This window comes from Sphingomonas paucimobilis NBRC 13935 (assembly GCF_000739895.2).
Classification (GTDB): domain Bacteria; phylum Pseudomonadota; class Alphaproteobacteria; order Sphingomonadales; family Sphingomonadaceae; genus Sphingomonas; species Sphingomonas paucimobilis.
In genome coordinates, this window is record NZ_BBJS01000064.1 from 26,761 (window position 1) to 49,419 (window position 22,659).

A 22,659-nucleotide genomic window follows, 5' to 3' on the forward strand; every position below is an offset into this window, starting at 1 on the left:
CTCCCTCTGGCGTGCGCGCGGCACATGAATTCGCGCACGCCCTTTCGCGCTTAGGCTTGCGTTCGGCAAGCGTTGTCGCCAGAGGCTCTTACCTGCCCATGACCGTAACCGCCACCCGCCTCGCCAAGCCCGCGCCCTCGCTGGACCCGATGATCCGGCTGGTGGCCGACGACATGAACGCCGTGAACCAGGTGATCATCGACCGGATGCGGTCGGAGATTCCGTTGATCCCGCAGCTTGCCGGGCATCTGATCTCGGGTGGCGGCAAGCGGATGCGCCCGATGCTGACGCTCGCCAGCGCGCAGTTGCTCGGCTATCGCGGCACCAGCCACCATGTGCTGGCGGCGGCGGTCGAGTTCATCCACACCGCGACGCTGCTTCACGACGACGTGGTCGACGGCTCGGACCTGCGGCGCGGGCGGCGCACCGCCAATATCATCTGGGGCAATCCGGCGAGCGTGCTGGTCGGCGACTTCCTGTTCAGCCGGTCGTTCCAACTGATGGTCGATGCGGGCAGCCTGAAGGTGCTCAACATCCTGTCGGGCGCCTCGGCGGTGATCGCCGAGGGCGAGGTCAACCAGTTGACCGCCGTGCGGCAGGTGGGGCTGCCGGAGGAACGTTACCTCTCGATCATCGACGCCAAGACCGCCGCGCTCTTTGCCGCCGCGTGCCGCATCGCCGCCGTGGTGGCCGAGCGGCCCGAAGCCGAGGAACTGGCGCTGGAGGCCTATGGCCGCAACCTCGGTATCGCCTTCCAGCTAATCGACGATGCGATCGACTATGTGTCGGACGCCGGCACCATGGGCAAGGATGCGGGGGACGATTTCCGCGAGGGTAAGATGACGCTGCCGGTGATCCTCGCCTATGCGCGCGGCAACGAGGAAGAGCGTGCTTTCTGGAAGGATGCGGTCGAGGGGCGGCGCACCTCGGACCAGGATTTCACCCGCGCTATCGCGCTGGTCCGCAAGAGCCGGGCGGTCGATGACACCATGGCGCGGGCGCGGCACTATGGTGGCCTGGCGATCGAGGCGATCCGGGGTTTCGCGGATGGTCCGGCGAAGGCGGCGATGATCGAGGCGGTCGAGTTCGCGGTCGCGCGGGCGTATTGAACTCGGGCCGCTCCGGTAAAGACTGAAGGCGTTCCGCCAACCCCCGTTCAGGCTGAGCGAAGTCGAAGCCCACGTCCCGACATTCGCCCAATGGACAGGGTTTCCCTTGGCCTTCGACTTCGCTCAGGCTGAACGGAAGTTGGGGATGGGGGGAGAGGCGGCGGGAAAGGTGAGGTCCTTCACCCCGCTCGCCAAACCCCGTATCGAACCCCGCATGACCCTGCCCGTCACCGCCGTCCTGCCCGACCTGTTGACCGCGCTCGCCGACGCCCCCAACGTCGTCCTCGTCGCGCCGCCGGGCGCCGGTAAGACCACCGCCGTCGCGCCCGCGTTGCTCGACCAGCCTTGGTGCACCGGTGAAGTCCTGCTCCTCTCTCCCCGCCGTCTCGCCGCGCGTGCCGCCGCCGAGCGGATGGCCGCGCTCGCCGAGGAGCCGGTCGGCCGCACCTTCGGCTATGCCACGCGCATGGATACGAAGGTCAGCGCCGCGACCCGCGTAACCGTCGTGACCGAGGGCATCTTCGTCGCGCGTATCCAGGCCGATCCCGAACTGGCGGGCGTCTCGGCCGTGCTGTTCGACGAAGTGCACGAACGCAGCCTCGACGGCGATTTCGGCCTGGCGCTGGCGCTCGATGCGCAAGCGGGCCTGCGCCCCGACCTGCGGCTGGTCGCGATGTCGGCGACGCTGGATGGTCGCCGCTTCTCCAGCCTGATGGGCGAAGCGCCCGTCATCGAGAGCGAGGGGCGCAGCTATCCGCTGACCTTGCGCCATCTCGGCCGAGCCGCCGAAGCTAGGGTAGAGGATTCGGTCGCCTCCGCCATCCGCCGCGCGCTTCAGGACGAAGCGGAGGGCGATATCCTCGCCTTTCTGCCCGGAACCGCCGAGATCGCCCGTACCGCCGAGCGGCTCGCCAACCTGCCGTCCGATATCGCGGTCCATGAACTCCATGGTTCGCTCGATCCGGCGGCACAGCGGGCGGCGATCCGGCGAGACCCGGAAGGACGGCGGCGAATCGTGCTCGCCACCTCGATCGCGGAGACCAGCCTGACGCTCGACGGCGTGCGGATCGTCGTCGATTCGGGGCTGGCCCGCCGTCCGCGCTATGATCGCGCGGCGGGGATGACCCGGCTCGTTACCGAGCGTGCCAGCCAAGCCGCCGTCATCCAGCGCGCGGGTCGTGCCGCACGCCAATCGCCGGGTGTCGCCTATCGCCTGTGGGAAGAGGCTGCGACGGCGGGCCTGCCGCGCTTCGACCCGCCGGAGATATTGGAGGCGGACCTGTCGGCGCTGCTGCTCGGCACGGCGCTATGGGGTGTCGGCGATCCGCGCGCGCTGCCCTGGCTTGATCCGCCGCCCGAGGCCGCCGTCGCCGAGGCGCGCGCGCGGCTGACCGTGCTGGAGGCACTGGACGATTCCGGCCGCCCGACCGCGCATGGCAAGGCCATCGCCAAGCTGCCGATGCCGCCGCGCCTGGCGCATATGCTGATCCGCAGCGGCGAGCGGGGCTTGGCTTCCACCGCTGCCGAGGTGGCGGTGCTGCTCGGCGAGCGGGGCATCGGCGGGCAGGATGTCGATGTCGAACAGCGCCTGCGCCGCTGGCGGACCGAGCGTGGCCCCAAGGCCGAAGCGGCGCGCCAGATGGCGAAACGCTGGACAGGCCTCGCCCCCAAGCCGGTCGAGCGCGAGGCCTGGGATCACCTGGCGGGCGTCTGCCTAGCGCTCGCCTATCCCGACCGGGTGGCGCGGCGGCGCGATGGGACGGGTGAGAATTGGGCGAGCGTCGGCGGGCGTGGCTTCCGGCTCGACCCGGCGTCAGCGCTGGCGGGGTCGGAATGGTTGGCGGTGGGGGAGACGCAAGGGGCGGCTTCGGGCGCGCGCATCCTGTCCGCCGCGCCGCTCGACCTTGCCACCGTCGAGGCCTTGTTCGCCGATCGGATCGAGACCCGGCGCACCGTCATTTTCAATCCCGCGACCGGCGGCGTCGAGACTCTGCGCGAACGTCGGCTGGGCGGGCTTCGCCTGTCGAGTGGTCCCGATTCGGGGGCTTCGGCCGAAGCGGTGGCGGCTGCGTTGGTCGACGGGGTGCGGACACACGGCCTGTCGTTGCTCCCATGGAGCGACGGGGCAGGAGCGTATCGGGCGCGTGCGGCCTATGCTGGGGTGGCGCTGGACGATGCGACGCTGATCGAACGGCTCGACGACTGGCTACCCGCTCTGGTCGCGGGGAAGCGGCGGCTCGACGCGATCGCGCCGGGCGCGTTGACCGAGGCAATCCGCAACCTGATCGACTGGAACGACCAGCGGCGGATCGATTCGATGGCACCCGCCCAGTTCACCAGCCCAGCGGGCAGCACCCATGCGATTGATTATGCGGCCGAAGGCGGCCCGCGTGTCGAGCTTCGCGTGCAGGCACTGTTCGGTCTCGCCGAGCATCCGGTGATCGGAACCGAGCGGGTGCCGCTGGTCCTGAGCCTGACCTCACCCGCCGGCCGCCCGATCCAGACGACGCGTGACCTGCCCGGTTTCTGGGCGGGAAGCTGGAGCGCGGTGGCGAAGGAAATGCGCGGTCGCTACCCCCGCCATCCCTGGCCCGATGCGCCTGCGGAGGCGTCCGCGACGCTGCGCACGAAAAAGGCGGATGCAAGAGCCGCCGGTTCGCGATAAGGGACAAGAATTATGGCCACCGCTCGCATCTTCCAGCGCCCCAAGAACGCGATGCAATCCGGCAAGTACCGGACCGATCGCTGGCAACTCGAATTCGAACCCACCGAGGCGAAACAGCCCGATCCCCTGACCGGCTGGGCCGGCAGCGGCGACACGCGGGAGCAGGTTCGCCTGACCTTCGCGACGCTGGAAGAGGCGATCGCCTATTGCCAGCGCGAAGGGCTTGACCACCATGTCGTGCCGACGCCGCAGAAGACGCTGAAGCTGCAGAGCTACGCCGACAATTTCCGCTGAGCTTCGAGCGCTCCGGCTAGGGCTGGAGCGCTTTTTCGTTCGCGCGCAGTGCTGAGAAGGCTGGTTCGCGCAGAGGCGCGGAGACGTGGTGGTGTCCGCCCGGCGGCATCGGTATCGCATCACAACCGACCGGTTGGAGAGGCGTATCGCTTTCGCGAGTAAGACCCCTCCGCGTTCTCCGCGCCTCTGCGCGAACCGGCCTTCTTCGCGTCCTCGCGGCTTCGCGTGAACTCAAACGCCCAGGATGCCGCCACCCAGCAGCAACAGCATCTTGGCATCCATCACGACACCCACCGCGCGCCGCTCGGCGATAAAGGCGGGGACGTCGGACAGTTTAACCCGGTGAACGACGATCTGCTCGTCCGAATCGCCGCCACCTTCACCGACCTTTACCAAGCCGCTGGCCCGCACCAGCGTGAACCGCTCCGAGGTCATGCCGGGCGAGGAACAGAACTCCCCCAGCGCCTCGACGCGCGAGGGGCGATAGCCGGTTTCCTCTTCCAGTTCGCGCGCTGCACCGTCCAGCACCGCTTCCCCCTCGGTCTCGTCACCGATCAACCCGGCGGGCATCTCCAGGCACGGCGCGCCGACCGGAATGCGGAACTGTTCGACCAGCAGGATATGATCGTCGTCGATCGCCAGGATCACCGCCGCACGGATGTCACGCGGTCGGTCGGCATATTCCCAGCTCCCGCGCTTGCGCAGTGCGAGGAACCGACCCTCGGCCAGTGTTTCGAGGGGGGCGTCCATACGGGGATCGGTCATAGCGAGATGGGTCTGTCCGGCAGTTCGTTGGTATCCGTCGCCGTCTTGGGGAAATGCTCGGCGAGCACAAGCCCGATGCGTTCGACCGCCGCGCTGATTCCTTCACCGGTACGGCCCTGGGCGACATGCGGCAGCATCACCGCCATCGCCTTGCCCCAGATGTCCGGGCCGACCTTGCCGGTGAGGCCGGAGTCGGCGACGATCTCCGCCATATGCTCGTCGTGCGAGAGATAGAGCAGCACGCCGTAACGGCTGTCGGTCCGCCGCTCGGCCGAGACGCGGAAGAGCAGCACGGCGCGGGCGCGCACGCGGGCATGGCGGATGCTGCGCGGCACCAGCGCGATCCGACGCGTCACCGGGCCGAGCAGCGCGAAGACCAATCCGAAGACCAGGATCTGCGCGATCATCAGCACGCCCAGGATCAGATCCTCGCCCGGCGCGCTCCACCCGTCATGGACCAGCGCCAGCAGCTTCAGCCCCAGGCCGGGGAAGAGCGCGGCGAACAACGGCACCAGCAGCATCGCTGCGGCGGCGAACCAGACCGCCACGTCGCGATACTCGTCCGACCGGGGCGCGACGATGGTGACGATCTCGGCGTCAGTCATCGCCTCGGCCCGCGCCACGGCGGCGGTGATCAGATCGCTATCGGCTTCGCTCAACATCTTACCAATCCCCCGATGCGCCGCCGCCGCCAAAATCGCCTCCGCCGCCGCCGGTAAAGCCGCCGCCGAACCACGACCCGTCGCTGCCCCCGCCCGACGATCCGCCGGAACTCCAGCCGCTGCCGGCGCTGCCACCACTGCCCCAGCCGGGGCCCCAGAGGATGATCGGCCAACCGCCACCGCCGCGACGCCCGCCGCCGCCGCCGCCGCGATCGTCGTCGTCGTCATCATGGAAGCGCTGGCCCTGTTTGCGGCGCATGATCGCCAGGACAACGAAGCCGCCGATGAAGATGACCAGGACGATCAGGATCGGAAAACCATTGGAATCGCCGCCGCCTCTGCGATGCTGGCGATCAAACTGTTTGGCGGCCTCGGCGACCTTGGCCTGCGCTTCTTCCGGCGAGGCGCGAAGTTGCGCGATCACGGCATCCGCTCCCGCGTTCAACGCGCCCGAAATGTCGCTCGATTCGCGCAGGCGCGGCAGCATGAGGGTGCGGATCATCTGCGACGACCAGGCATCGGTCAGGATCGGCTCCAGCCCGCGCCCGACTTCCAGACGGGGGCCACGCTGGCCCTTGCCTTCGTTGGGCGCGACGAACAGGATCGCGCCGTTGTCCGCGTTCTTCAGGCCCACGCCCCAGGCACGGCCGAGGCGATAGCCATAATCCTCGATCGGATAGCCCTGCAGGTCGGGAATGGTCGCGACCACCAACTGGCGGCCGGTATCCTTCTGCAAGGCTTCCAGCTTCTGCTCGAGCTGGGCCTTGGTGGCCGGATCGATCTTGCCCGCCGCATCGACGACCAGACCGTCGAACTTGGGAAAGGTCTGCGCCATCACGGGGACGGCGCAGAGGATCAGCCAGAGCCCGAGAACCGGGCGAAGCAACCGGGTGAACCGGGTCATGAGGATGCGATCAGCTACCGAAATTCACCTTCGGGGCATTCTGGGCCCCCGGCGTCGTCGCCTGATAGGGAGTGATCGGCTTGGCACCGTAGAAGACCTTCGCACCGATCGCATCGGGGAAGGTGCGGATACGCGTGTTATAGGCCTGAACCGCCGTGTTATAATCGCGGATCGCGATGTTGATGCGGTTCTCGGTACCTTCGAGCTGGCTCATGAAAGTCTGGAAATTGTCCTGGCTCTTCAGGTTCGGATAGGCCTCGACATTGGCGAGCAGGCGGCCGAGCGAGCCGCTGAGCTGCCCCTGTGCCTGAGCGAATTGCTGCATCTTGGCAGGATCCGAAATGTCATCGGCGCTGACCTGGACCGAGGTCGCCTTGGCGCGGGCGTTGACCACGTCGGTCAGGATCGCCTTTTCCGAGGCGGCAGCGCCCTTCACGGTCGCTTCGAGGTTGGGGATCAGGTCTGCACGGCGCTGATAGGCGGCCTGGACGTCCGCCCATTTCGCCTTCGCATTTTCCTCCGCCGTGGGCACGCTGTTCATGCCGCAGCCGGACAGCGCGACGGCCATCACGACCGGGGTCAGGGCAAGAACGGGACGACGCATTCGAATATTCCTCCGTCAACTGTCTGGTCTATATAAGACGCATGGGCGGCTTGGCGAAGGGCAAAAGCGACGATAGCGTAAAGGGCATCGAATTGAGGGAGTTGGCGATGCTCAAGGAATTTCGTGCCTTCATCGCGCGGGGCAATGTGCTGGACCTGGCGGTGGCGGTGATCATCGGGGCGGCGTTCAGCAAGATCGTGACGTCGCTGACCGACGATGTGCTGATGCCGGTGATCGGCAAGGTTTTCGGCGGGCTGGATTTTTCCAGCTATTTCCTGCGCATGGGGCCGGTGCCGGCGAGCTATACGGGGTCGCTGAGCGACTATGCCGCGCTGAAGAAGGCGGGGGTGCCGCTGCTGGGGTACGGCGCGTTTGTGACCCAGGCGGTCAATTTCGTGATCGTCGCCTTCATCATCTTCCTGCTGGTCCGCACGGTGAACCGCGCGACGACCCTGTTCGAGAAGGAAAAGGCCAAGGCGGCGGAGGAGCCCAAGGCCGAGCCGACCGATATCGCGCTGCTGCGGGAGATTCGCGACGAACTGCGCGCGCGTCGTCCTTAATTTATCACCTCACCCCGGCGAAGGCCGGGCCCCAGATACCACCAAGCCGGTGGTGCGTCGTAACGTCCCGTGGGGGGCGGCTTCTTCCCGCCTTCGCCCATTCGCGGCAACGGGACCCCGGCCTTTGCCGGGGTGGTACGGCAGGGCGGGGTGGTTACGCCGCCGCCAGTTTCTTGGCGGTGGCATCCGCCAGGCTGGTGCCGTCGAGAATCCGTGCGGTCTCATCGCGCACCCGCATCATCGCATGGCGGATGGCGCAGTCGGCCTCGCTCTTGCAGTCGTTGCACGGGCGGTAAGCGGTTCGGCTGACGCAGGGGACCAGCGCGAGCGGCCCCTCGATCGTGCGGATGATGTCGCCCAGCGAGATCAGATGCGCCGCGCGGGCAAGGCGATAGCCGCCCATCTTGCCCCGCTGACTGTCCAGCAATTGCGCACCCTTCAGATCGGCGAGGATCAGTTCCAGGAACTTGCGCGGCACATTGGCCTCGGTCGCGATGCGCGTCATCGAGGTCGGCGGACCGGCAGGCGGCATCTCCGCCAGGAACAGCATCGCGCGCAGCGCATAACGGGACCGCTGGGTCAACATGCGGCTCCCATGGACCCAAAATGCGGCGAGCGAAAGGCATTTGCGTAAAAGCGCGAGGCTTCCTATATCCGTCCTTGCCGGGTTTCACCCGGCTATGACGATAAACTGCGGCGAGTAATAGACGCAGCGGACCCGGGGGCAGTACCCGGCGGCTCCACCATAAAAGGTGGTGTATCTGGACACCGTTTCTGACGGGGCCGAACCAGGATCGACGTGTGTTGAAAAGCGCTGTTTTCGTTCGGAATGGGACCACCGCAACGGCCCATAACCACAAGTGCCAACGATAACGAAGCACTCGCGATTGCGGCGTAATTGAGGGCCTCACGGCCTGACATTACACCAAAATAGCGCGGTCGGACCCCACCGGGCAACAGAAGGGGATTCCAGCGGTACGGGGAGCACCGGGCAACAGAAGCTCCCCACTTACCTCATTGTGGTTTTGAAGGTTGGGTGTGGAACTCGCTCAGCCTGAACGGCGGCGGGCCCTTAAATTGCTCACCCGCAGTCGCTACCACTCTCCTAACCCTCCGTTCGCACTGAGCGAAGTCGAAGTGCACGGGCTGCGCTTGCGGCGAGGCGAGGGGCGTTGCCTTCGACTTCGCTCAGGCTGAAGGGAGAGTGGGAAAGTTTCCCCTTCCTCGACCCCGGCGCAGGCCGGGGCCCAGACTCTACCAGGCTGGTGGCGCGCTAAGACGGCGGGGGGAGGCAACGGCACCCGCTTGAGAACTCAGTACTGGACCCCGGCCTCCGCCGGGGTGGAAGAGTATGTTGGGCTGCCAGAAGAGGGCGATCAGCCCTCCCGCGCCAGCGCCTTCAGCTTGTACAGCGCATCCAGCGCCTCACGCGGCGAGAGCGCGTCGACGTCGAGCTTCTCAACCTCTGCCCGGATCGCGTCGCATTGCTCCTCTTCGATCTGCGCGGCGGCGGCGAAGAGGGGCAGGTCGTCCAGCCCCGCCGCCAGCCCGCCGGTCTTGGCGCGTCCCGCCTCCAGCTTGGCGAGCACCGCCTTGGCGCGCGCGACGGTCGTCGGCGGCATCCCCGCCAGCCGCGCCACCGCCAGGCCATAGGAGCGATCCGCCGGTCCCTCGCTGACCTCGTGCAGCAGGACCAGTTCGCCCTTCCACTCGCGCGCACGGACATGGTGGAGCGACAGCGCCTCGCACCGCTCGGCCAGCCGGGTCAGTTCGTGATAGTGCGTCGCGAACAGGCAGCGGCAGCGATTATCCTCATGGATCGCCTCTACCACCGCCCAGGCGATGGCGAGGCCGTCATAGGTCGAGGTGCCGCGCCCCACTTCGTCGAGGATGACGAAGCTGCGCGGCGTCGCCTGCGCCAGGATCGCGGCGGTCTCGACCATCTCGACCATGAAGGTCGAGCGGCCCCGCGCAAGATTGTCCGAGGCGCCGACGCGGCTGAACAGGCGATCGACCAGCCCGATCTTGGCATGGGTGGCGGGCACATAGGACCCGGCCTGCGCCAGCACCGCGATCAGCGCATTTTGGCGCAGGAAGGTCGACTTACCACCCATATTGGGGCCGGTGACCAGCCAGAGCCGCGACGTCTCCGACAATTGGCAGTCATTGGCGACGAACCGCTCGCCCGAGCGTGCCACGGCGGCCTCGACCACTGGATGGCGACCGCCCGTCACCTCGAAACAGGCGTGATCGACCAGTTCGGGCCGCACCCAGCCGCCCTCGACCGCGCGTTCGGCGAGGCCAATCGCTACGTCAAGCCGGGCCAGCGCGTCGGCCGTCGCCGCGATGCTTTCGCGCGAGGCCAGCGCGGCGGCGGTCAGCTCCTCCAGATGCGCGGCCTCGGCGGCGAGCGCATGGGCGCCGGCCTGTGCCACCTTGCTGGCGACCTCGTGCAGTTCGGGGGTGTTGAAGCGGACCACGCCTGCCAGCGTCTGGCGATGGGTGAAACCCGAATCCGGCTTCATCAGCGCATCGGCCGAGCGCGCGGGCACCTCGACATGATAGCCGAGCACGCCATTATGGCGGATCTTCAGCGCGGTGATACCGGTCTTTTGACGGAACTCGGCCTCCAGCGCGGCGATGGCGCGGCGTCCGCCCGCGCCCGCATCGCGCAGATCGTCGAGCGCCACGTCATAGCCCGCCGCGATATAGCCCCCCTCGCTCGCCTCGATCGGGGGTGAAGGAACCAGCGCGCGGCGGAGCAGGTCGATCAGTTCGCCATGCCCGCGCAGGCGGGGCGTCGTCTCGCGCAGCAAAGGCGGGCCATCGGCCAGTTGCTCGGACAGCGTCCAAGCCCCGTCGAGCCCGTCGCGCAACTGCCCCAGATCGCGGGGAGAGCCGCGCCCCGCCGCGATCCGCCCGATGGCGCGACCGATGTCGGGGAGCGCCCGCAGCGCCGCGCGCGATCGCTCGCGAAGCGCGGCATCGTCATGGAAATGCTGCACCAGATCGAGCCGCGCCTCGATCGCATCGCGGTCCATCAGTGGCGCACCGATGTCGCCCGCCAGCGCGCGCCCGCCCGCCCCCGTCACCGTGCGGTCCACCGCATCGAGCAACGAACCCTTGCGCTGGCCGCTCGCGGTCTGGGTCAGCTCCAGGCTCTCGCGCGTCGCTGCGTCGATCGCCATCGCACCAGCGGCTTGGCAAAGGACCGGCGGGCGCAGGAAGGGCAGGGCACCCTTGGCGGTATGATCAAGATAGGCGACCAACCCGCCGGCCGCCGACAGACCCGCCCGGCTGAACTGGCCGAACCCGTCCAGCGTCGCGACGCCGTACAGCCGCTTCAGCCGGTCCTCGCCGCTGCCACTGTCGAAGGTCGCAGAGGGGCGCAATGTCGTCGCCGCTTCGGCATGGGCGGCATTCTCGGCGGCGACCACCTCGGCGGCGGCGAGGCGGGCGAGTTCGGCCCCCAGCGCGTCGGCCTTCACATCGATCACCACGAACCGCCCGGTCGAGATATCCGCTGCTGCCAGTGCCACCGCGCCGCCCGCCTCGCCGATCGCGACGCACCAGTTGTCGGACTTGGCGTCGAGCAGCGCCTCTTCGGTCAGCGTGCCCGCCGTCACCACCCGCACGATCCCGCGTGATACCAGCGCCTTGGAGCCGCCGCGCGCTTTGGCCTCGGCTGGCGTCTCGGTCTGTTCGGCGATGGCGACGCGGTGCCCGGCCTTGATGAGGCGCTGGAGATAGGCGGTCGCGGCATGGACGGGCACGCCGCACATCGGAATCTTCTCGCCGCCATGCTCCCCGCGCGAGGTCAATGCGATGTCGAGCACGCCCGATGCGATGCGCGCATCGTCGAAGAACAGTTCGAAGAAATCGCCCATCCGGTAGAAGAGCAGGCAATCCTCGGCCTCGGCCTTCAGCGTCAGATATTGCGCCATCATCGGGGTGGGGGTGGTCATGGGGCTTCTTCAATCGTCGGAAAGTTGGGCGGCGTGGCGAATGCCGAGGATCAGGACGGTCTCGCCGTCATGCTCATAGCGCAGGACATAGGGGCGAACCGTCACCATCTCGCGGCGGCCATGGGAAATGGGCCTGCCGCGATCCGGGAATTGCCGCAAGGATTCGGCGACGTCGATCAGCCTGTCACCCAAGCGCCGGGCGGCGTCGGGATCGAACTGCTCTATATAATCGACGATCGCGGCGAGTTGGAGCGAGGCCTGAACCGACCAGCTTATTTGAGCCATTCGGGGGGCAGGGGCTTGCGATCGGGGGTGCCCCAGGTCTTCAGCCATTCGGCCATCTTCTCATGGCTTACGAAACGGCCCGCCTTGAAATCGGCCCGTGCGCGTTCGTCGGCGGCCAGTTCCGCCGCCTCGTCACGCTGCTCGAAAATGCCGGGCTCATGCTCCATAGCGCAACTTATACGGCTGATGGCTCGGCTTGCCTAGGGCGGCAAAACTCCCGCGTGACAGGGTTGTCAGCCGTGCGCGAAAGCTTCAAGAGCCGTAGCGTCCTTGTATTCACAGCATCGAAGGCCGCGCGCATGTCCGACGAACCGACCGACCAGTTCTCCGAGCGCGAGGCCCTGTTGTTCCATTCCGAGGGACGGCCCGGCAAGATCGAGATCATCGCGTCCAAGCCGATGGCGACGCAGCGCGATCTGGCGCTCGCTTATTCGCCCGGCGTCGCGGTGCCGGTGCTGGCCATCGCCGACGATCCCGCCACGGCGTACGACTATACCGCCAAGGGCAATCTGGTCGCGGTCATCTCCAACGGCACCGCGATCCTGGGCCTGGGCAATCTCGGCGCGCTGGCGTCCAAGCCGGTGATGGAGGGCAAGGCGGTGCTCTTCAAGCGCTTCGCCGATGTCGACTCGATCGATATCGAGTTGAAGACCGAGGATGTCGATCGGATGATCGACGCGATCGAGCTGATGGAGCCAAGCTTCGGCGGCATCAACTTGGAAGACATCAAGGCGCCCGAATGCTTCATCATCGAGCAGACGCTGCGTGAGCGGATGAACATCCCGGTCTTCCATGACGACCAGCATGGCACCGCGATCATCTGCGCGGCGGGTCTCATCAATGCCTGTCTGCTGACCAAGCGGCGGCTGGACGAGATCAAGGTCGTGGTCAACGGCGCCGGCGCGGCGGCGATCGCCTGCACCGAGCTGATGAAGGCGATGGGCGTCCGGCACGAAAACGTCATCATGTGCGACCGCACCGGCGTGATCTATCAGGGCCGCGAGGACATCAACCAGTGGCAGTCGGCCCACGCCGCCGCCACCGACCGCCGCACCCTGACCGAGGCGCTGTCGGGTGCGGACGTGTTCCTGGGGCTGTCGGCGGCGGGTGCGCTGAAGCCCGAGATGGTCAAGGATATGGCGCCGTCGCCGATCATCTTCGCGATGGCCAATCCGGAGCCGGAAATCCGCCCCGAACTCGCCAAGGCCGCGCGCCCCGACGCGATCGTCGCGACGGGCCGGTCGGACTATCCGAACCAGGTCAACAACGTCATCGGCTTCCCCTTCATCTTCCGCGGTGCGCTCGACGTGCGCGCGACCGGGATCAATGACGAGATGAAGATCGCCGCCGCCAATGCGATCGCCGAACTGGCGCGCCAGCGCGTGCCGGAGGAAGTGGCGCTGGCGTACGGCACGCAGCACACATTCGGCCCCGAATATATCATTCCCGCCCCCTTCGACCCGCGCCTGATGGAGCTGGTCCCCTCGGCCGTGGCCAAGGCGGCGATGGATTCGGGTGTGGCGACGCGCCCGATCCTCGACATGGACGCCTATCGCCAGAAGCTGCGCGCGCGCCTGAATCCGACCACCTCGGTGCTGACGCTCGCCTATGAAGGCGCGCGTGCGCACCCGAAGCGCGTGCTGTTCGCCGAGGGCGAAGAGGAAGTCGTGCTGCGCGCCGCCATCGCCTTCAAGGAAGGGGGCTATGGCACGCCGGTGCTGGTCGGCCGCGACGATGTCTATGACCGGTTGAAGGCGCTGGGTGTCACCAATCCGCAGGAATATGAAGTCCATAACAGCCGCACCTCGGAGATGGTGCCCCAGATGGTGGACTTCCTCTACGAGCGGCTGCAGCGGCGCGGCTATCTCAAGCGTGATGCCGAGCGACTGATCAACCAGGACCGCAACATCTTCGGCTCGGTAATGCTGCAACTGGGGCAGGCCGATGCGATGATCACTGGCATCACCCGCACCTATGCGCAAAGCTTCCGCGAGATCCGCCGGGTCATCGATCCGGTCGATGGCAAGGTGCCGTTCGGCATCCATCTGCTTGTCGGGCAGAGCCACACGGTCTTCATCGCCGACACCACGGTCAACGAGCGTCCCTCGGGCGAGGAACTGGCCGACATCGCCGAGCGCACCGCCGCCGTCGCCCGCCGCATGGGGCATGAGCCGCGTGTGGCGTTCCTGTCCTACTCCACCTTCGGCAATCCCGAAGGCCAGTGGATCGACAATGTCCGCGACGGCGTGGCCGCGCTCGACAAGCGGCAGGTCGGCTTCGAATATGAAGGCGACATGGCCCCCGACGTCGCGCTGAACCCCAAGCAGATGGCGAACTTCCCCTTCTCGCGCCTGTCGGGGCCGGCGAACGTCCTCATCATGCCGGGGCTTCAGTCGGCCAATATCTCGGCCAAGCTGCTGCGCGAGCTGGGCGGTGACAGCATGATCGGGCCGATGCTGATCGGCATGGAAAAGCCGGTGCAGATCGCACCGATGACCTCGACCGCCGGCGATTTGGTGACGCTGGCGGTGCTGGCGGCGGGCGGTATCGCGCGCTGATTTCGGCCGGATTGTAGGAAAGGGGGCCGGGCAGCATCAGGCTGTCCGGCCCTTTTTCATTCCTCCCCTGCAAGGGAAGGGCGCGCGCAGCGAAGGGCATACTCTATGAAAGCCCCCCGTCCGTTGGGGCGTCGCCCTGCCACCGCCCCGTGCTGGGAAGGATCGTGTTCCCAAAGCCACAACACTACGCCGTCACAATCCGGTCATTACGCTGTCGCCACGGTGTCATGCGCTGGCCCCATGCGCCCGGCCCATTGGGTTAACGAGCCATTTGGGGGCCAAGTTTATGGTGAAGTTTTTGATCGGTGTCGCGCCGCTCGCACTGATCGCATCCGGCGCGTCGGCGCAGACCCTGCCGGCGCAGGTCGCCGTCACGGGGGCCGCGGTCGATCCCGCTCCGACCGATCCCGCTCCGACCGATCCCGCCCCGACCGACGCGGATCAGGCGAACGCCTCGGGCGATGTCGTCGTGCTGGGCTTCGGCCAGAGCCGCCAGGTCCAGACAGTTACCGCCGCCGATCTCGACCGGCTGACTCCCGGCACCTCGCCACTCAAGGCGATCTCCAAGCTGCCCGGCGTCAATTTCCAGTCCGCCGATCCCTTCGGCGCCTATGAATGGTCGACCAGCATCAGCCTGCGCGGGTTCAGCCAGAACCAGCTCGGTTTTACGCTCGACGGCGTGCCGCTCGGTGATATGAGCTATGGCCCGACCAACGGCCTGCATATCAGCCGCGCGATTATCTCCGAGAATATCGCCTCGACCAGCGTGGCGCAGGGTGCCGGCGCGCTGGGCACCGCCTCGACCAGCAATCTGGGCGGTACCATCCAGTTCACCAGCCGCGCGCCGTCCGACACCGCGGGCATCGCCGCCTCGGGCACCTATGGCAGCAACGATACCGTCCGCGCCTTCGTCCGCGTTGACAGCGGTGATCTGGGCGGTGGGTTGAAGGGCTATCTGAGCTATGGCTATCTCACCACCGACAAGTGGAAGGGCTTCGGCTCGCAGCGCCAGCATCAGGCCAATGCCAAGATCGTCAAGGATTTCGGCGATCGCGGTTCGATCACCGGTTTCTTCAACTTCTCCGACCGGCGCGAGAACGACTATCAGGACCTGAGCCTCGATATCATCAAGCGGCGCGGCTATTATAACGACAATATCAGCAACGATTATCCGCTGGCCGTTCGCCTGGCCAAGATCGCCAACAACCAATATGCCGCCGCCGCCTATCAGCAGGCCAATGGGTCGCTAAACGGCTTTTCGGCGCCTTATGCGGGCGTGGGCTTGTCCTTCCCCCAGAATGTGACGCTGGACGACGGCTATTATGACGCCGCCGGTTTGCGCCGCGATTATCTGGGCGGGATCATCTTTGATGCCAAGCTGACCGACAATCTGTCGCTGACCTCGACCAGCTACTATCATCACAACAAGGGGCAGGGATCGTGGATCACCCCCTATACCGCGACCACGGTCGGCGCCCCCAATGCCGATGGCACGCCGATCACCAATCCGGCACCGCTGTCGTTCCGCACGACCGAATATAGCCTGGACCGGGCTGGCACCATCGCCAAGCTGGCCCTGACCACCGGCATCAACAAGCTGGAGCTGACCGGCTGGTATGAGAGCAACACGCTCCACCAGGCGCGCCGCCTCTATGGCATGACCGACACCGCGACGCCCAATCGCAACGCGCTGGATTACCAGAGCAATCCGATGGCGACCGTGTGGAACGGCAAATATGATACCGAGACGCTGCAATATTCGATCGGCGACACGGTCGATATCGGCCAGTTGACGCTCAACGGCGGGTGGAAGGGCGTGCGTGTCCGCAACCAGGCCAATGTGCTGGCGGGCTCACTAGCGCGCGGCAAGATTCAGAGCGAGGACTGGTTCCTGCCGCAGGTCGGCGCGGTGCTCCACCTGGGCAACCAGGCGGAAATCTTCGCCAGCTATACCGAGAATATGCGCGCCTTCATCGCCGCCGCGACCGCGCCGCCCTTCTCGATCACCCAGGTGGCGTTCAACAGCGTGGCCAACACCGTGCGCCCCGAAAAGTCGAAGACGGCCGAGGGCGGCGTGCGCGTACGTGCCGGCGGTCTGCAGCTATCGGCGGTCGGTTATTATATCGACTTCTCCGACCGTCTGCTGACCTATTCGATCGGCACCGCGATCCAGGGCATTCCGCCGACGCTGAACAATGTCGGCGGCGTGGAAAGCTATGGCGCGGAACTGTCCGCCTTCTACCGCGTGACTCCGGCCTTGTCGGCGCTGGCCAGCTATTCCTACAACCATGCGACCTATCAGCAGACGGTGCGCGACGGTCAGGGCAATCTGCTCTCCGAAAAGGGCCGCTATGTGGTCGGCCAGCCGCAGGACATGGTAAAGGGCGAACTGGTCTATGACGACAGCCGCGTCTTCGGTCGGGTCGGTGCCGACTATATGTCGAAGCGCTACTACACCTATCTGAACGACCAGTCGGTCGACGGGCGCGTGCTGGTCGATGCCAGTATCGGCTATCGCTTCCCGGCGGAATGGGGCGGCTTCTCGATCGAGGGCAGCGTGACCAACCTGACCGACAAGCGTTATATCGCGACGGTCGGCACCGGTGGCTTCGTCGCCAGCGATCCGCAGGGCACGTTCCAGACGCTGCTGACCGGCGCGCCGCGCCAGTGGTTCGTGACGTTGAAGAAGGGCTTCTAAGCCATCGGGAAGGGCGGGCGGCTGTGGCCGTCCGCCTCTTCACACCGCCCAGGCTGCGATATCGGGCTGCTCGCCGATCAGCGCCAGGCCATGCGCGATCGAGGTGAGTTCGCCGCCGGTCGCGATCTTCTCACCTCCAAAGCGCGCCTCGAACATCCGCCGGATCGCGGGCATCAGCGAGGTGCCGCCGGTCAGGAAGACCCGGTCGATCGCATCCGCTTCGGTCGCCGCCGCCGTCAGTGCCCGGTCCACCGCCTGCTCGATCCGGGCGAGGTCGGGGGCGATCCAGTTCTCGAAATCGGCGCGTTTTACATCCGCTTCGATCGACAGGCCGCCGCCCTCGAAGCGGAAGCGCGCCTCTTCCGCCGCCGACAGGTCCCGCTTCACCCGGCCGACCGCGTCGTAGAGGCGATATCCCTGTTCCTCCTCGATGATCGCGATCATCCGACCGATGGCGTCGGGGTCGAGCGCGGCGCGGCGCAGCTTCTCCAGTTCGGCCAGCGTCTTGCGGTTGCGCATCAGGGCGAGGCGTGACCAGTCGCCGAAATCGGCGAAATAGCCACGCGGAATCTCCAGTATCTTGTCGAACGAGCGATAGCGCCCGCCCGCGCCGAGCAGCGGCAGGACGAGGTGATCGATCAGCCTCTGGTCAAACCGATCGCCGGCAATGCCGACACCGGCATGGCCCAGCGGCTCGCACCGCCGCACCGCGCCGGGGGCGGCGATGCGCACGACTGAGAAGTCGCTGGTGCCGCCGCCGAAATCGGCGACCAGCACGGTCGCGGGCTCGGTGATGCGCGAGGCATAGCTGAAGGCCGCGCCCAGCGGTTCATAGACATAGTGGATCTCCGCCCCCAGCCGCGCGAACATCGCGTCATAGCGTTGGCGGGCCAGTGCTTCGTCGGGACGGTGCCCGGCATATTCGACCGGACGTCCCACGACGATCCGTGCCGCCTTGCCGTTTAGCGCGCCGTCGCTGCGCGCCGCCATCCGCTCGAGAAAGCGGCCGCCCAGTTCCTCGAAGCGATAGCGTTTGTCGAAGACGGTGGCGTGCTCGAACACGGGCGAGGCGGCGACCGACTTGAACGACTGGATGAACCGGCTGCCGCCCGGAAAGTCGAGATATTCGGCGATCGCCCAGGGACCGGCCTCGACCGCGATACCGTCGTCTTCCCAGAAGCACAGCGCCGAGCGGAAGACGGGGTCTGCGCCCCGCGGGCCTTTGAGGGGCACAAGGTGCGATTGGCCGGCGTCGGCGCGGGCGATGACCGAATTGGTGGTGCCGAAGTCGATGCCGAGGATAGTGTGCGGAGTGTCGGTCATGCGGGGTCCGCTACACGATGTACGAGCGACGGGGAGGATTTTTGTTCGCGCGAAAATCTATTGCCCCGCGCCTTTCATCGCCGGCGTCAGATCCGGCCAACGATCCAGCATCGCCGCCGTCACGCCGTTGGTCCAGCCAAAGCCGTCCTGCGTCGGATATTCCCCGCCACCGCCCGGCCGGCGTTCCTCGACGTCATATTTCTCCAGCAGCTTGCCCGTCTCGGCATAAGTCCGCGCGACGGTCGCGATCCAGCGGCGGGCGATGTCCTTGGCCAACGCCTGTTCGCCGTATCGCCCGAGCCCCTCGACCGCGACCCATTGCAGCGGCGCCCAGCCATTGGGCGAATCCCATTGCTGGCCGGTGCGGATGCCGGTGGTGCGCAGCCCACCTTCGCCAACCAAGGTTTCGCGTGTGATGGCCGCGACCGCGCGGGCCTGCTCCCGGCTGGCATGGCCGGCGAAGAGCGGGAACAGGGTGGCGGCGGTGCGCGCGGGCGTTGGACGCTGGGCGATGCGGTCCCAATCGGCGAAGCGGCGCTCCCCTGGCACCCAGAGATAGCGGTCGATCGCCGCCTTTCGCTGGGTGGCCAGCCCTTCGAACCGGCTGGCCGTCGCGCTGTCGCCACTCGCACGGGCGCGGGCGGCGATGCGGGTCTCGGTGACCCACAACAGGCTGTTCAGATCGATCGGCACGATGTCAGTGGTGTGGATCGTCTCCAGCCGCATCGGATCGGTCAGCCAGCGCGAGCTGAAGTCCCAGCCCGACTCCGCCGCCGCGCGCAGGTCGCGCTGGACGATGGTGGCGGGGCGGGGTGCAGCCTTGGCGGCGGTGGCACGGTCCTCGCGCCAGCTCTCGTCGCGCGGCGTGTCGCGCGCGTCCCAATAGCGGTTGAGCAAGCTGCCATCGGGCATGCGCACCACATGGCGACAGGCGCCGCTCGCATCGAGGCATTTGGCCCCCGCCATCCAATAATCATGCTCGCGGATCAGCGCGGCCAGCCGCCGCTTCGCCAGCGCCGGATCGCGATTCTCCGACAGGTCGAGCATCAGCGCGAAAAAGGGCGGCTGTGACCGGCTGAGATAGTAGCTGCGCGTGCCATTGGGGACATGGCCATAACGTTCGATTAGGTCGACGAAATTGGCCAGCATCGCCTCGATGAGCGGCGCTTGGCCATCGGCCTTCAGCCCCAGCATGGTGAAATAGCTGTCCCAGTAGTAAATCTCCTGGAACCGGTCGCCGGGCACGATATAGCCGCGATCCAGCCCCAATGCAGATGACCCCGGTGTCGCGGCAAAGGGCGCGCGGCCCAGGACGGGCCACAGCTCGCGGATGCGCGCACGCAGCGGCGGTTTCGCCTTGGCATCCTCGCCCCGGACCGAGAAATGGCGGCGGACAAAGGCCGCCAGCGCCGCCTTGTCGCGCGGGGCCTCGCGGCGATAGGCGGCCAGGATCGCTTGCGGGTTCTCGCGCGGCACGGCATCGGCGAAGGTCTTGCCGTCGGGAAACACCTGCGCCTCCTGCACGGCGGCGAAGAGCGGGCCATAGATGTCGGCGGGTGAGGGCGGCATCGCCTGCGCCTGCAGCAGCAGGGCCAGGGCAGGCAGGAGCGCCAACGAGCGGAGCCGAGGGCATCGGGACGTCATGACGGCGTTTCTCCTGACTATCCGGTCTTGGCCGCGCGAGGCAGCAGTACGGTCGCGGATAACCCGCCATTGGGCGCTTCGTCGAGGATCAAACGGCCGCCATGGAGTTCGGCCAGTTCGCGCGCGATGGCCAGGCCAAAGCCATGGCCATTGCCGCGCTCATCCAGCCGTGCACCCGCCTGGGTCGCGCGGAGGCGGTCGGCTTCGGGAATGCCGGGACCGTCATCGACGACGCTCAGCCGGATCTGCCGCCCTTCGGCCGTGGCGGTGACGGTCACTATCGCACGGGCATGGCGGGCGGCATTGTCGATCAGATTGCCGGCGACCTCGTCCAGATCCTGCGCGTCCATCGCCACCGCCAGATCGTCCGCGCCTTGCGCCGACAGGGTCAGGCCACGATCGGCATGAAGACGCCCGATCGCCGTCATCAGATCGTCGAGCGCCGGCGCGAGGGGCGTCATGGCGCGGGTCGCGCTCGCCTGGATGCGGGCGCGGGCGAGATGGTGGCGGATCGTCTTGTCGATCCGCGCCACCTGCGCGGCGCGGGCCGGGTCGCCAGCCAGATCGAGCGCGAGCGTCGCCACCGGGGTCTTCAGCGCATGCGCCAGATTGGCCGCCGAGGTCCGCGCCGTGGCCAGCGCACGCTCGCTATCGGCGGCCAGCGCATTGAGTTCACTGGCAAGGGGCCGCAGCTCGGCGGGCTGTTCCTCGTCGACGCGGGTCCGCTCGCCCGTGCGGATGGCTGCGATCTCGTCGCGTAGTCGCTGCAAGGGGCGCAGCGCCAGCCGTAATTGGATCAGGCTGGCGGCGGCCAGCAGTACGCCGAGCCCGGCCAGCATCGCCAGCAGCGGCAACAAGGCGGCCCGGATCGGGCGAGCCACCACGGCGCGCGGGGCGGCGGCGCTGATCGTCACCGGGCCACGCGGCGTCGGCAGGGTGACTTGGCGGGCATGAACGCGCACGCCCTGCTCCGTCCGACCCTCGGCCGGCTGCGGCCGATCCGGCGCGGCGTCGGGCAGCGGGGGGCCGGGGGGCGGCGGTGCCGTCCTTTCCATCGGGCCCGGGCCCGGCGGGTGCGGGGCGGCGAGGGGCGGAAAATCGGTGGAGCCCAGCACGCCATCGGGGCCGCAGATTTGCCAGCGCCAGCCGGGCTCCGCCTCCAGCAGCCCGCGCACCTTGGCGATGCGCGAACGCTCCACCGCGCCGCGATCGTCGATCGCGGTGGCCAACAAGGTGATTTCCGAATCGAGCCGCTGGTCCAGCCCGCGCGTGACGAACCCCTCCAGTGCGCCCGCCAGAGCCCAGCCGGCGATCAGCAGCGATAACAGGATGGCCAATGCGGAGATCAGGATCATCCGCCCCCGGATCGATCGCGGCATCACCCCGCATCCCCGGCGGTCAGGCGATAGCCCATGCCGCGCACCGTCTCGATCAGATCGGCGCCGATCTTCTTGCGCAGCCGCCCGACGATCACCTCCAGGCTGTTGGAATCGACATCGGCATCGCCCTCATAGACCCGCTCGAGCAGTTCCAGCCGGGGGATCACCGCCTCCTTGCGCAGCATCAGCGCGGACAGCACCCGCCATTCGAACGCGGTGAGTTTCAGCGGCAGACCGTCGAGTTCGAACTGCCCGGTCTGGCTGTCGAAGGAGAGGGGGCCGCAGGTCAGACGCGGCTGGGCATGGCCCGCCGCGCGGCGGACCAGCGCACGCAGCCGCATGACCAGTTCCTCGACGCGGAAGGGCTTGGTCAGATAATCATCGGCGCCCGCCTTGAACCCGGCCACCTTGTCCGACCAGCCGTCGCGCGCGGTCAGGATCAGCACGGGCAGCGCACGCCCCGCCTCTCGCCATTCGCGCAGCAAGGTCATGCCATCGCCATCAGGCAAGCCCAGGTCGAGCACGGCGGCGTCATAGATTTCAGTGTCGCCGGCATGGCCGGCATCCACGCCGGTGTCGAACAGGTCGACCGCGCAATGCTCGGCGCGCAGCGCACGGGCGATGGCAGGGCCCAGCGCCGGATCGTCCTCGACCAACAAAATTCGCATGGCGTGCCTGTCTTCCCCTTTGTCCCCACGATGCGGCTATCCGGCCCAAGCCTAAACCCAATCTGAACCGCGTGGTTCAGCGGGCATCGGGACGAATCACCTAGAAGGGGCTCATCAACCAAGGAGCCTCAGACAATGTCTCGATGGAATGTTTCGAATCTCCGCCTTCAGGGCAAGGCCCCGCTGGCTGCTGCGGCCGCAGTCCTGATCGCACTGGGCGCGGGCGGTGGCGCCGCCGCCGTCTCGATGACCCGGCCGACCGTGACCATGGCCCCCACCAACCCGACGGCGATCGCCAAGCTGGCCTCGACCAGCGGCATCGTCAGCGCCAAGGGGCGCGTGACCGAAGTCTTCGGCGATCGCTTCGTGGTGCAGGACCGTACCGGCCGCGCGATGGTGGCGGGGTCGCGTGACGCGATGCCCTCGGTCGGCAGCAATGTGTTGGTTCAGGGGCGTTATGACGACGGCGTGATGCACGCCCAGTATCTGGTCGATCCCAACGGATCGGTCGTGCCGGTCGGCCCGCCCCCGCCGCGCCCCGGTGCCGGCCCGCGTGGCGATGGTCCGCCGCCCCCG

Annotated in this window: 18 protein-coding genes, 1 other RNA gene and 1 pseudogene; 8 read left to right on the forward strand and 12 right to left on the reverse strand. The window is 67.3% G+C overall.

Annotation, left to right across the window (positions count from 1 at the left end):
- The first annotated feature begins 98 nt into the window (after positions 1-98).
- The 3 genes from SP6_RS19180 (at position 99) to SP6_RS19190 (ending at position 4,068) form a co-directional block, all read left to right on the forward strand.
- Positions 99-1,109, forward strand: coding sequence for a polyprenyl synthetase family protein (locus tag SP6_RS19180; RefSeq protein WP_007406937.1), 1,011 nt, complete (start codon positions 99-101; stop codon positions 1,107-1,109).
- A 214-nt stretch (positions 1,110-1,323) separates the two neighbouring features.
- Positions 1,324-3,774 carry an ATP-dependent helicase HrpB gene (gene hrpB / locus SP6_RS19185; RefSeq protein WP_037570061.1) on the forward strand — a complete coding sequence of 817 codons (2,451 nt, stop codon included), beginning with the start codon at positions 1,324-1,326 and terminating at the stop codon, positions 3,772-3,774.
- Positions 3,775-3,786: 12 nt separating this feature from the next.
- Positions 3,787-4,068, forward strand: coding sequence for an ETC complex I subunit (locus SP6_RS19190; protein ID WP_007406935.1), 282 nt, complete (start codon positions 3,787-3,789; stop codon positions 4,066-4,068).
- A gap of 231 nt (positions 4,069-4,299) precedes the next feature.
- Here SP6_RS19190 and SP6_RS19195 read toward each other — a convergent pair whose 3' ends face one another.
- From SP6_RS19195 to SP6_RS19210, 4 genes are read right to left on the reverse strand one after another with little or no spacing between them, the layout of a single operon-like run.
- Positions 4,300-4,833: an NUDIX hydrolase gene (locus SP6_RS19195; protein WP_007406922.1), complete on the reverse strand. Its 534-nt coding sequence runs from the start codon at positions 4,831-4,833 to the stop codon at positions 4,300-4,302.
- Positions 4,830-5,495, reverse strand: a complete 666-nt coding sequence (locus SP6_RS19200) for a TPM domain-containing protein (RefSeq protein WP_007406929.1) — start codon at positions 5,493-5,495, stop codon at positions 4,830-4,832. The genes SP6_RS19195 and SP6_RS19200 overlap by 4 nt, the downstream gene beginning before the upstream one ends.
- A gap of 1 nt (position 5,496) precedes the next feature.
- A complete protein-coding gene (locus SP6_RS19205; RefSeq protein WP_007406931.1) occupies positions 5,497-6,399 on the reverse strand; it encodes a TPM domain-containing protein in 903 nt (300 codons plus the stop codon).
- A gap of 10 nt (positions 6,400-6,409) precedes the next feature.
- The gene (locus SP6_RS19210; protein WP_007406921.1) at positions 6,410-7,003 is read right to left on the reverse strand and encodes a LemA family protein; all 594 of its coding nucleotides are present in this window, start codon (positions 7,001-7,003) and stop codon (positions 6,410-6,412) included.
- A 107-nt stretch (positions 7,004-7,110) separates the two neighbouring features.
- Here SP6_RS19210 and mscL point away from each other — a divergent pair, with 107 nt between their 5' ends.
- On the forward strand, positions 7,111-7,563 hold the full coding sequence (gene mscL / locus SP6_RS19215) for a large conductance mechanosensitive channel protein MscL (RefSeq protein ID WP_007406920.1): 453 nt from the start codon (positions 7,111-7,113) through the stop codon (positions 7,561-7,563).
- Between the two features lie 154 nt (positions 7,564-7,717).
- On the opposite strand, the gene SP6_RS19220 is transcribed toward mscL, so the two are convergent.
- Positions 7,718-8,149, reverse strand: coding sequence for an RrF2 family transcriptional regulator (locus SP6_RS19220; protein ID WP_007406932.1), 432 nt, complete (start codon positions 8,147-8,149; stop codon positions 7,718-7,720).
- Positions 8,150-8,185: 36 nt separating this feature from the next.
- Between SP6_RS19220 and ssrA the strand changes: the two genes are divergently transcribed.
- Positions 8,186-8,534: a transfer-messenger RNA gene (gene ssrA / locus SP6_RS20650) on the forward strand.
- A 405-nt stretch (positions 8,535-8,939) separates the two neighbouring features.
- Here ssrA and mutS read toward each other — a convergent pair.
- From mutS to SP6_RS19235, 3 genes are read right to left on the reverse strand one after another with little or no spacing between them, the layout of a single operon-like run.
- Entirely contained in the window at positions 8,940-11,510 is a 2,571-nt protein-coding gene (gene mutS / locus SP6_RS19225) for a DNA mismatch repair protein MutS (RefSeq protein ID WP_007406927.1), read from the reverse strand.
- A gap of 27 nt (positions 11,511-11,537) precedes the next feature.
- Positions 11,538-11,813 (reverse strand): type II toxin-antitoxin system RelE/ParE family toxin, encoded by a 276-nt coding sequence (locus tag SP6_RS19230; RefSeq protein ID WP_007406919.1) that lies wholly within the window; start codon positions 11,811-11,813, stop codon positions 11,538-11,540.
- Positions 11,801-11,980, reverse strand: coding sequence for an antitoxin (locus SP6_RS19235; RefSeq protein ID WP_007406923.1), 180 nt, complete (start codon positions 11,978-11,980; stop codon positions 11,801-11,803). Before SP6_RS19235 ends, SP6_RS19230 begins: the two co-directional genes overlap by 13 nt.
- Positions 11,981-12,112: 132 nt before the next feature.
- Here SP6_RS19235 and SP6_RS19240 point away from each other — a divergent pair, with 132 nt between their 5' ends.
- On the forward strand, positions 12,113-14,371 hold the full coding sequence (locus SP6_RS19240) for an NADP-dependent malic enzyme (RefSeq protein WP_007406925.1): 2,259 nt from the start codon (positions 12,113-12,115) through the stop codon (positions 14,369-14,371).
- Positions 14,372-14,657: 286 nt separating this feature from the next.
- Positions 14,658-17,069, forward strand: a complete 2,412-nt coding sequence (locus tag SP6_RS19245; protein ID WP_007406940.1) for a TonB-dependent receptor — start codon at positions 14,658-14,660, stop codon at positions 17,067-17,069.
- Positions 17,070-17,108: 39 nt separating this feature from the next.
- On the opposite strand, the gene SP6_RS19250 is transcribed toward SP6_RS19245, so the two are convergent.
- Genes SP6_RS19250 through SP6_RS19265 form a run of 4 tightly spaced genes read right to left on the reverse strand, consistent with a single transcriptional unit; the run spans position 17,109 to position 22,083 of the window.
- Entirely contained in the window at positions 17,109-18,392 is a 1,284-nt protein-coding gene (locus SP6_RS19250; RefSeq protein ID WP_007406939.1) for an Hsp70 family protein, read from the reverse strand.
- A 57-nt stretch (positions 18,393-18,449) separates the two neighbouring features.
- On the reverse strand, positions 18,450-20,036 hold the full coding sequence (treF, locus tag SP6_RS19255) for an alpha,alpha-trehalase TreF (protein WP_037570057.1): 1,587 nt from the start codon (positions 20,034-20,036) through the stop codon (positions 18,450-18,452).
- 17 nt (positions 20,037-20,053) lie between these two features.
- Positions 20,054-21,415, reverse strand: coding sequence for an ATP-binding protein (locus SP6_RS19260; RefSeq protein ID WP_007406930.1), 1,362 nt, complete (start codon positions 21,413-21,415; stop codon positions 20,054-20,056).
- Positions 21,415-22,083 (reverse strand): response regulator, encoded by a 669-nt coding sequence (locus SP6_RS19265; RefSeq protein WP_007406933.1) that lies wholly within the window; start codon positions 22,081-22,083, stop codon positions 21,415-21,417. The genes SP6_RS19260 and SP6_RS19265 overlap by 1 nt, the downstream gene beginning before the upstream one ends.
- A gap of 135 nt (positions 22,084-22,218) precedes the next feature.
- Between SP6_RS19265 and SP6_RS19270 the strand changes: the two are divergent.
- Positions 22,219-22,659: pseudogene (locus SP6_RS19270) on the forward strand (hypothetical protein); the annotation flags it as partial.

Excerpts from the sequence above, each read along its gene's own strand:
- hrpB (WP_037570061.1), top strand. The coding sequence starts at position 1,324 with ATGACCCTGCCCGTCACCGCCGTCCTGCCCGACCTGTTGACCGCGCTC.
- treF (WP_037570057.1), bottom strand. The coding sequence starts at position 20,036 with ATGACGTCCCGATGCCCTCGGCTCCGCTCGTTGGCGCTCCTGCCTGCC.
- SP6_RS19205 (WP_007406931.1), bottom strand. The coding sequence starts at position 6,399 with ATGACCCGGTTCACCCGGTTGCTTCGCCCGGTTCTCGGGCTCTGGCTG.
- SP6_RS19210 (WP_007406921.1), bottom strand. The coding sequence starts at position 7,003 with ATGCGTCGTCCCGTTCTTGCCCTGACCCCGGTCGTGATGGCCGTCGCG.
- SP6_RS19190 (WP_007406935.1), top strand. The coding sequence starts at position 3,787 with ATGGCCACCGCTCGCATCTTCCAGCGCCCCAAGAACGCGATGCAATCC.
- mscL (WP_007406920.1), top strand. The coding sequence starts at position 7,111 with ATGCTCAAGGAATTTCGTGCCTTCATCGCGCGGGGCAATGTGCTGGAC.
- SP6_RS19245 (WP_007406940.1), top strand. The coding sequence starts at position 14,658 with ATGGTGAAGTTTTTGATCGGTGTCGCGCCGCTCGCACTGATCGCATCC.
- SP6_RS19265 (WP_007406933.1), bottom strand. The coding sequence starts at position 22,083 with ATGCGAATTTTGTTGGTCGAGGACGATCCGGCGCTGGGCCCTGCCATC.
- SP6_RS19250 (WP_007406939.1), bottom strand. The coding sequence starts at position 18,392 with ATGACCGACACTCCGCACACTATCCTCGGCATCGACTTCGGCACCACC.
- SP6_RS19235 (WP_007406923.1), bottom strand. The coding sequence starts at position 11,980 with ATGGAGCATGAGCCCGGCATTTTCGAGCAGCGTGACGAGGCGGCGGAA.
- SP6_RS19240 (WP_007406925.1), top strand. The coding sequence starts at position 12,113 with ATGTCCGACGAACCGACCGACCAGTTCTCCGAGCGCGAGGCCCTGTTG.
- mutS (WP_007406927.1), bottom strand. The coding sequence starts at position 11,510 with ATGATGGCGCAATATCTGACGCTGAAGGCCGAGGCCGAGGATTGCCTG.
- SP6_RS19180 (WP_007406937.1), top strand. The coding sequence starts at position 99 with ATGACCGTAACCGCCACCCGCCTCGCCAAGCCCGCGCCCTCGCTGGAC.
- SP6_RS19220 (WP_007406932.1), bottom strand. The coding sequence starts at position 8,149 with ATGTTGACCCAGCGGTCCCGTTATGCGCTGCGCGCGATGCTGTTCCTG.
- SP6_RS19200 (WP_007406929.1), bottom strand. The coding sequence starts at position 5,495 with ATGTTGAGCGAAGCCGATAGCGATCTGATCACCGCCGCCGTGGCGCGG.
- SP6_RS19260 (WP_007406930.1), bottom strand. The coding sequence starts at position 21,415 with ATGCCGCGATCGATCCGGGGGCGGATGATCCTGATCTCCGCATTGGCC.
- SP6_RS19195 (WP_007406922.1), bottom strand. The coding sequence starts at position 4,833 with ATGACCGATCCCCGTATGGACGCCCCCCTCGAAACACTGGCCGAGGGT.
- SP6_RS19230 (WP_007406919.1), bottom strand. The coding sequence starts at position 11,813 with ATGGCTCAAATAAGCTGGTCGGTTCAGGCCTCGCTCCAACTCGCCGCG.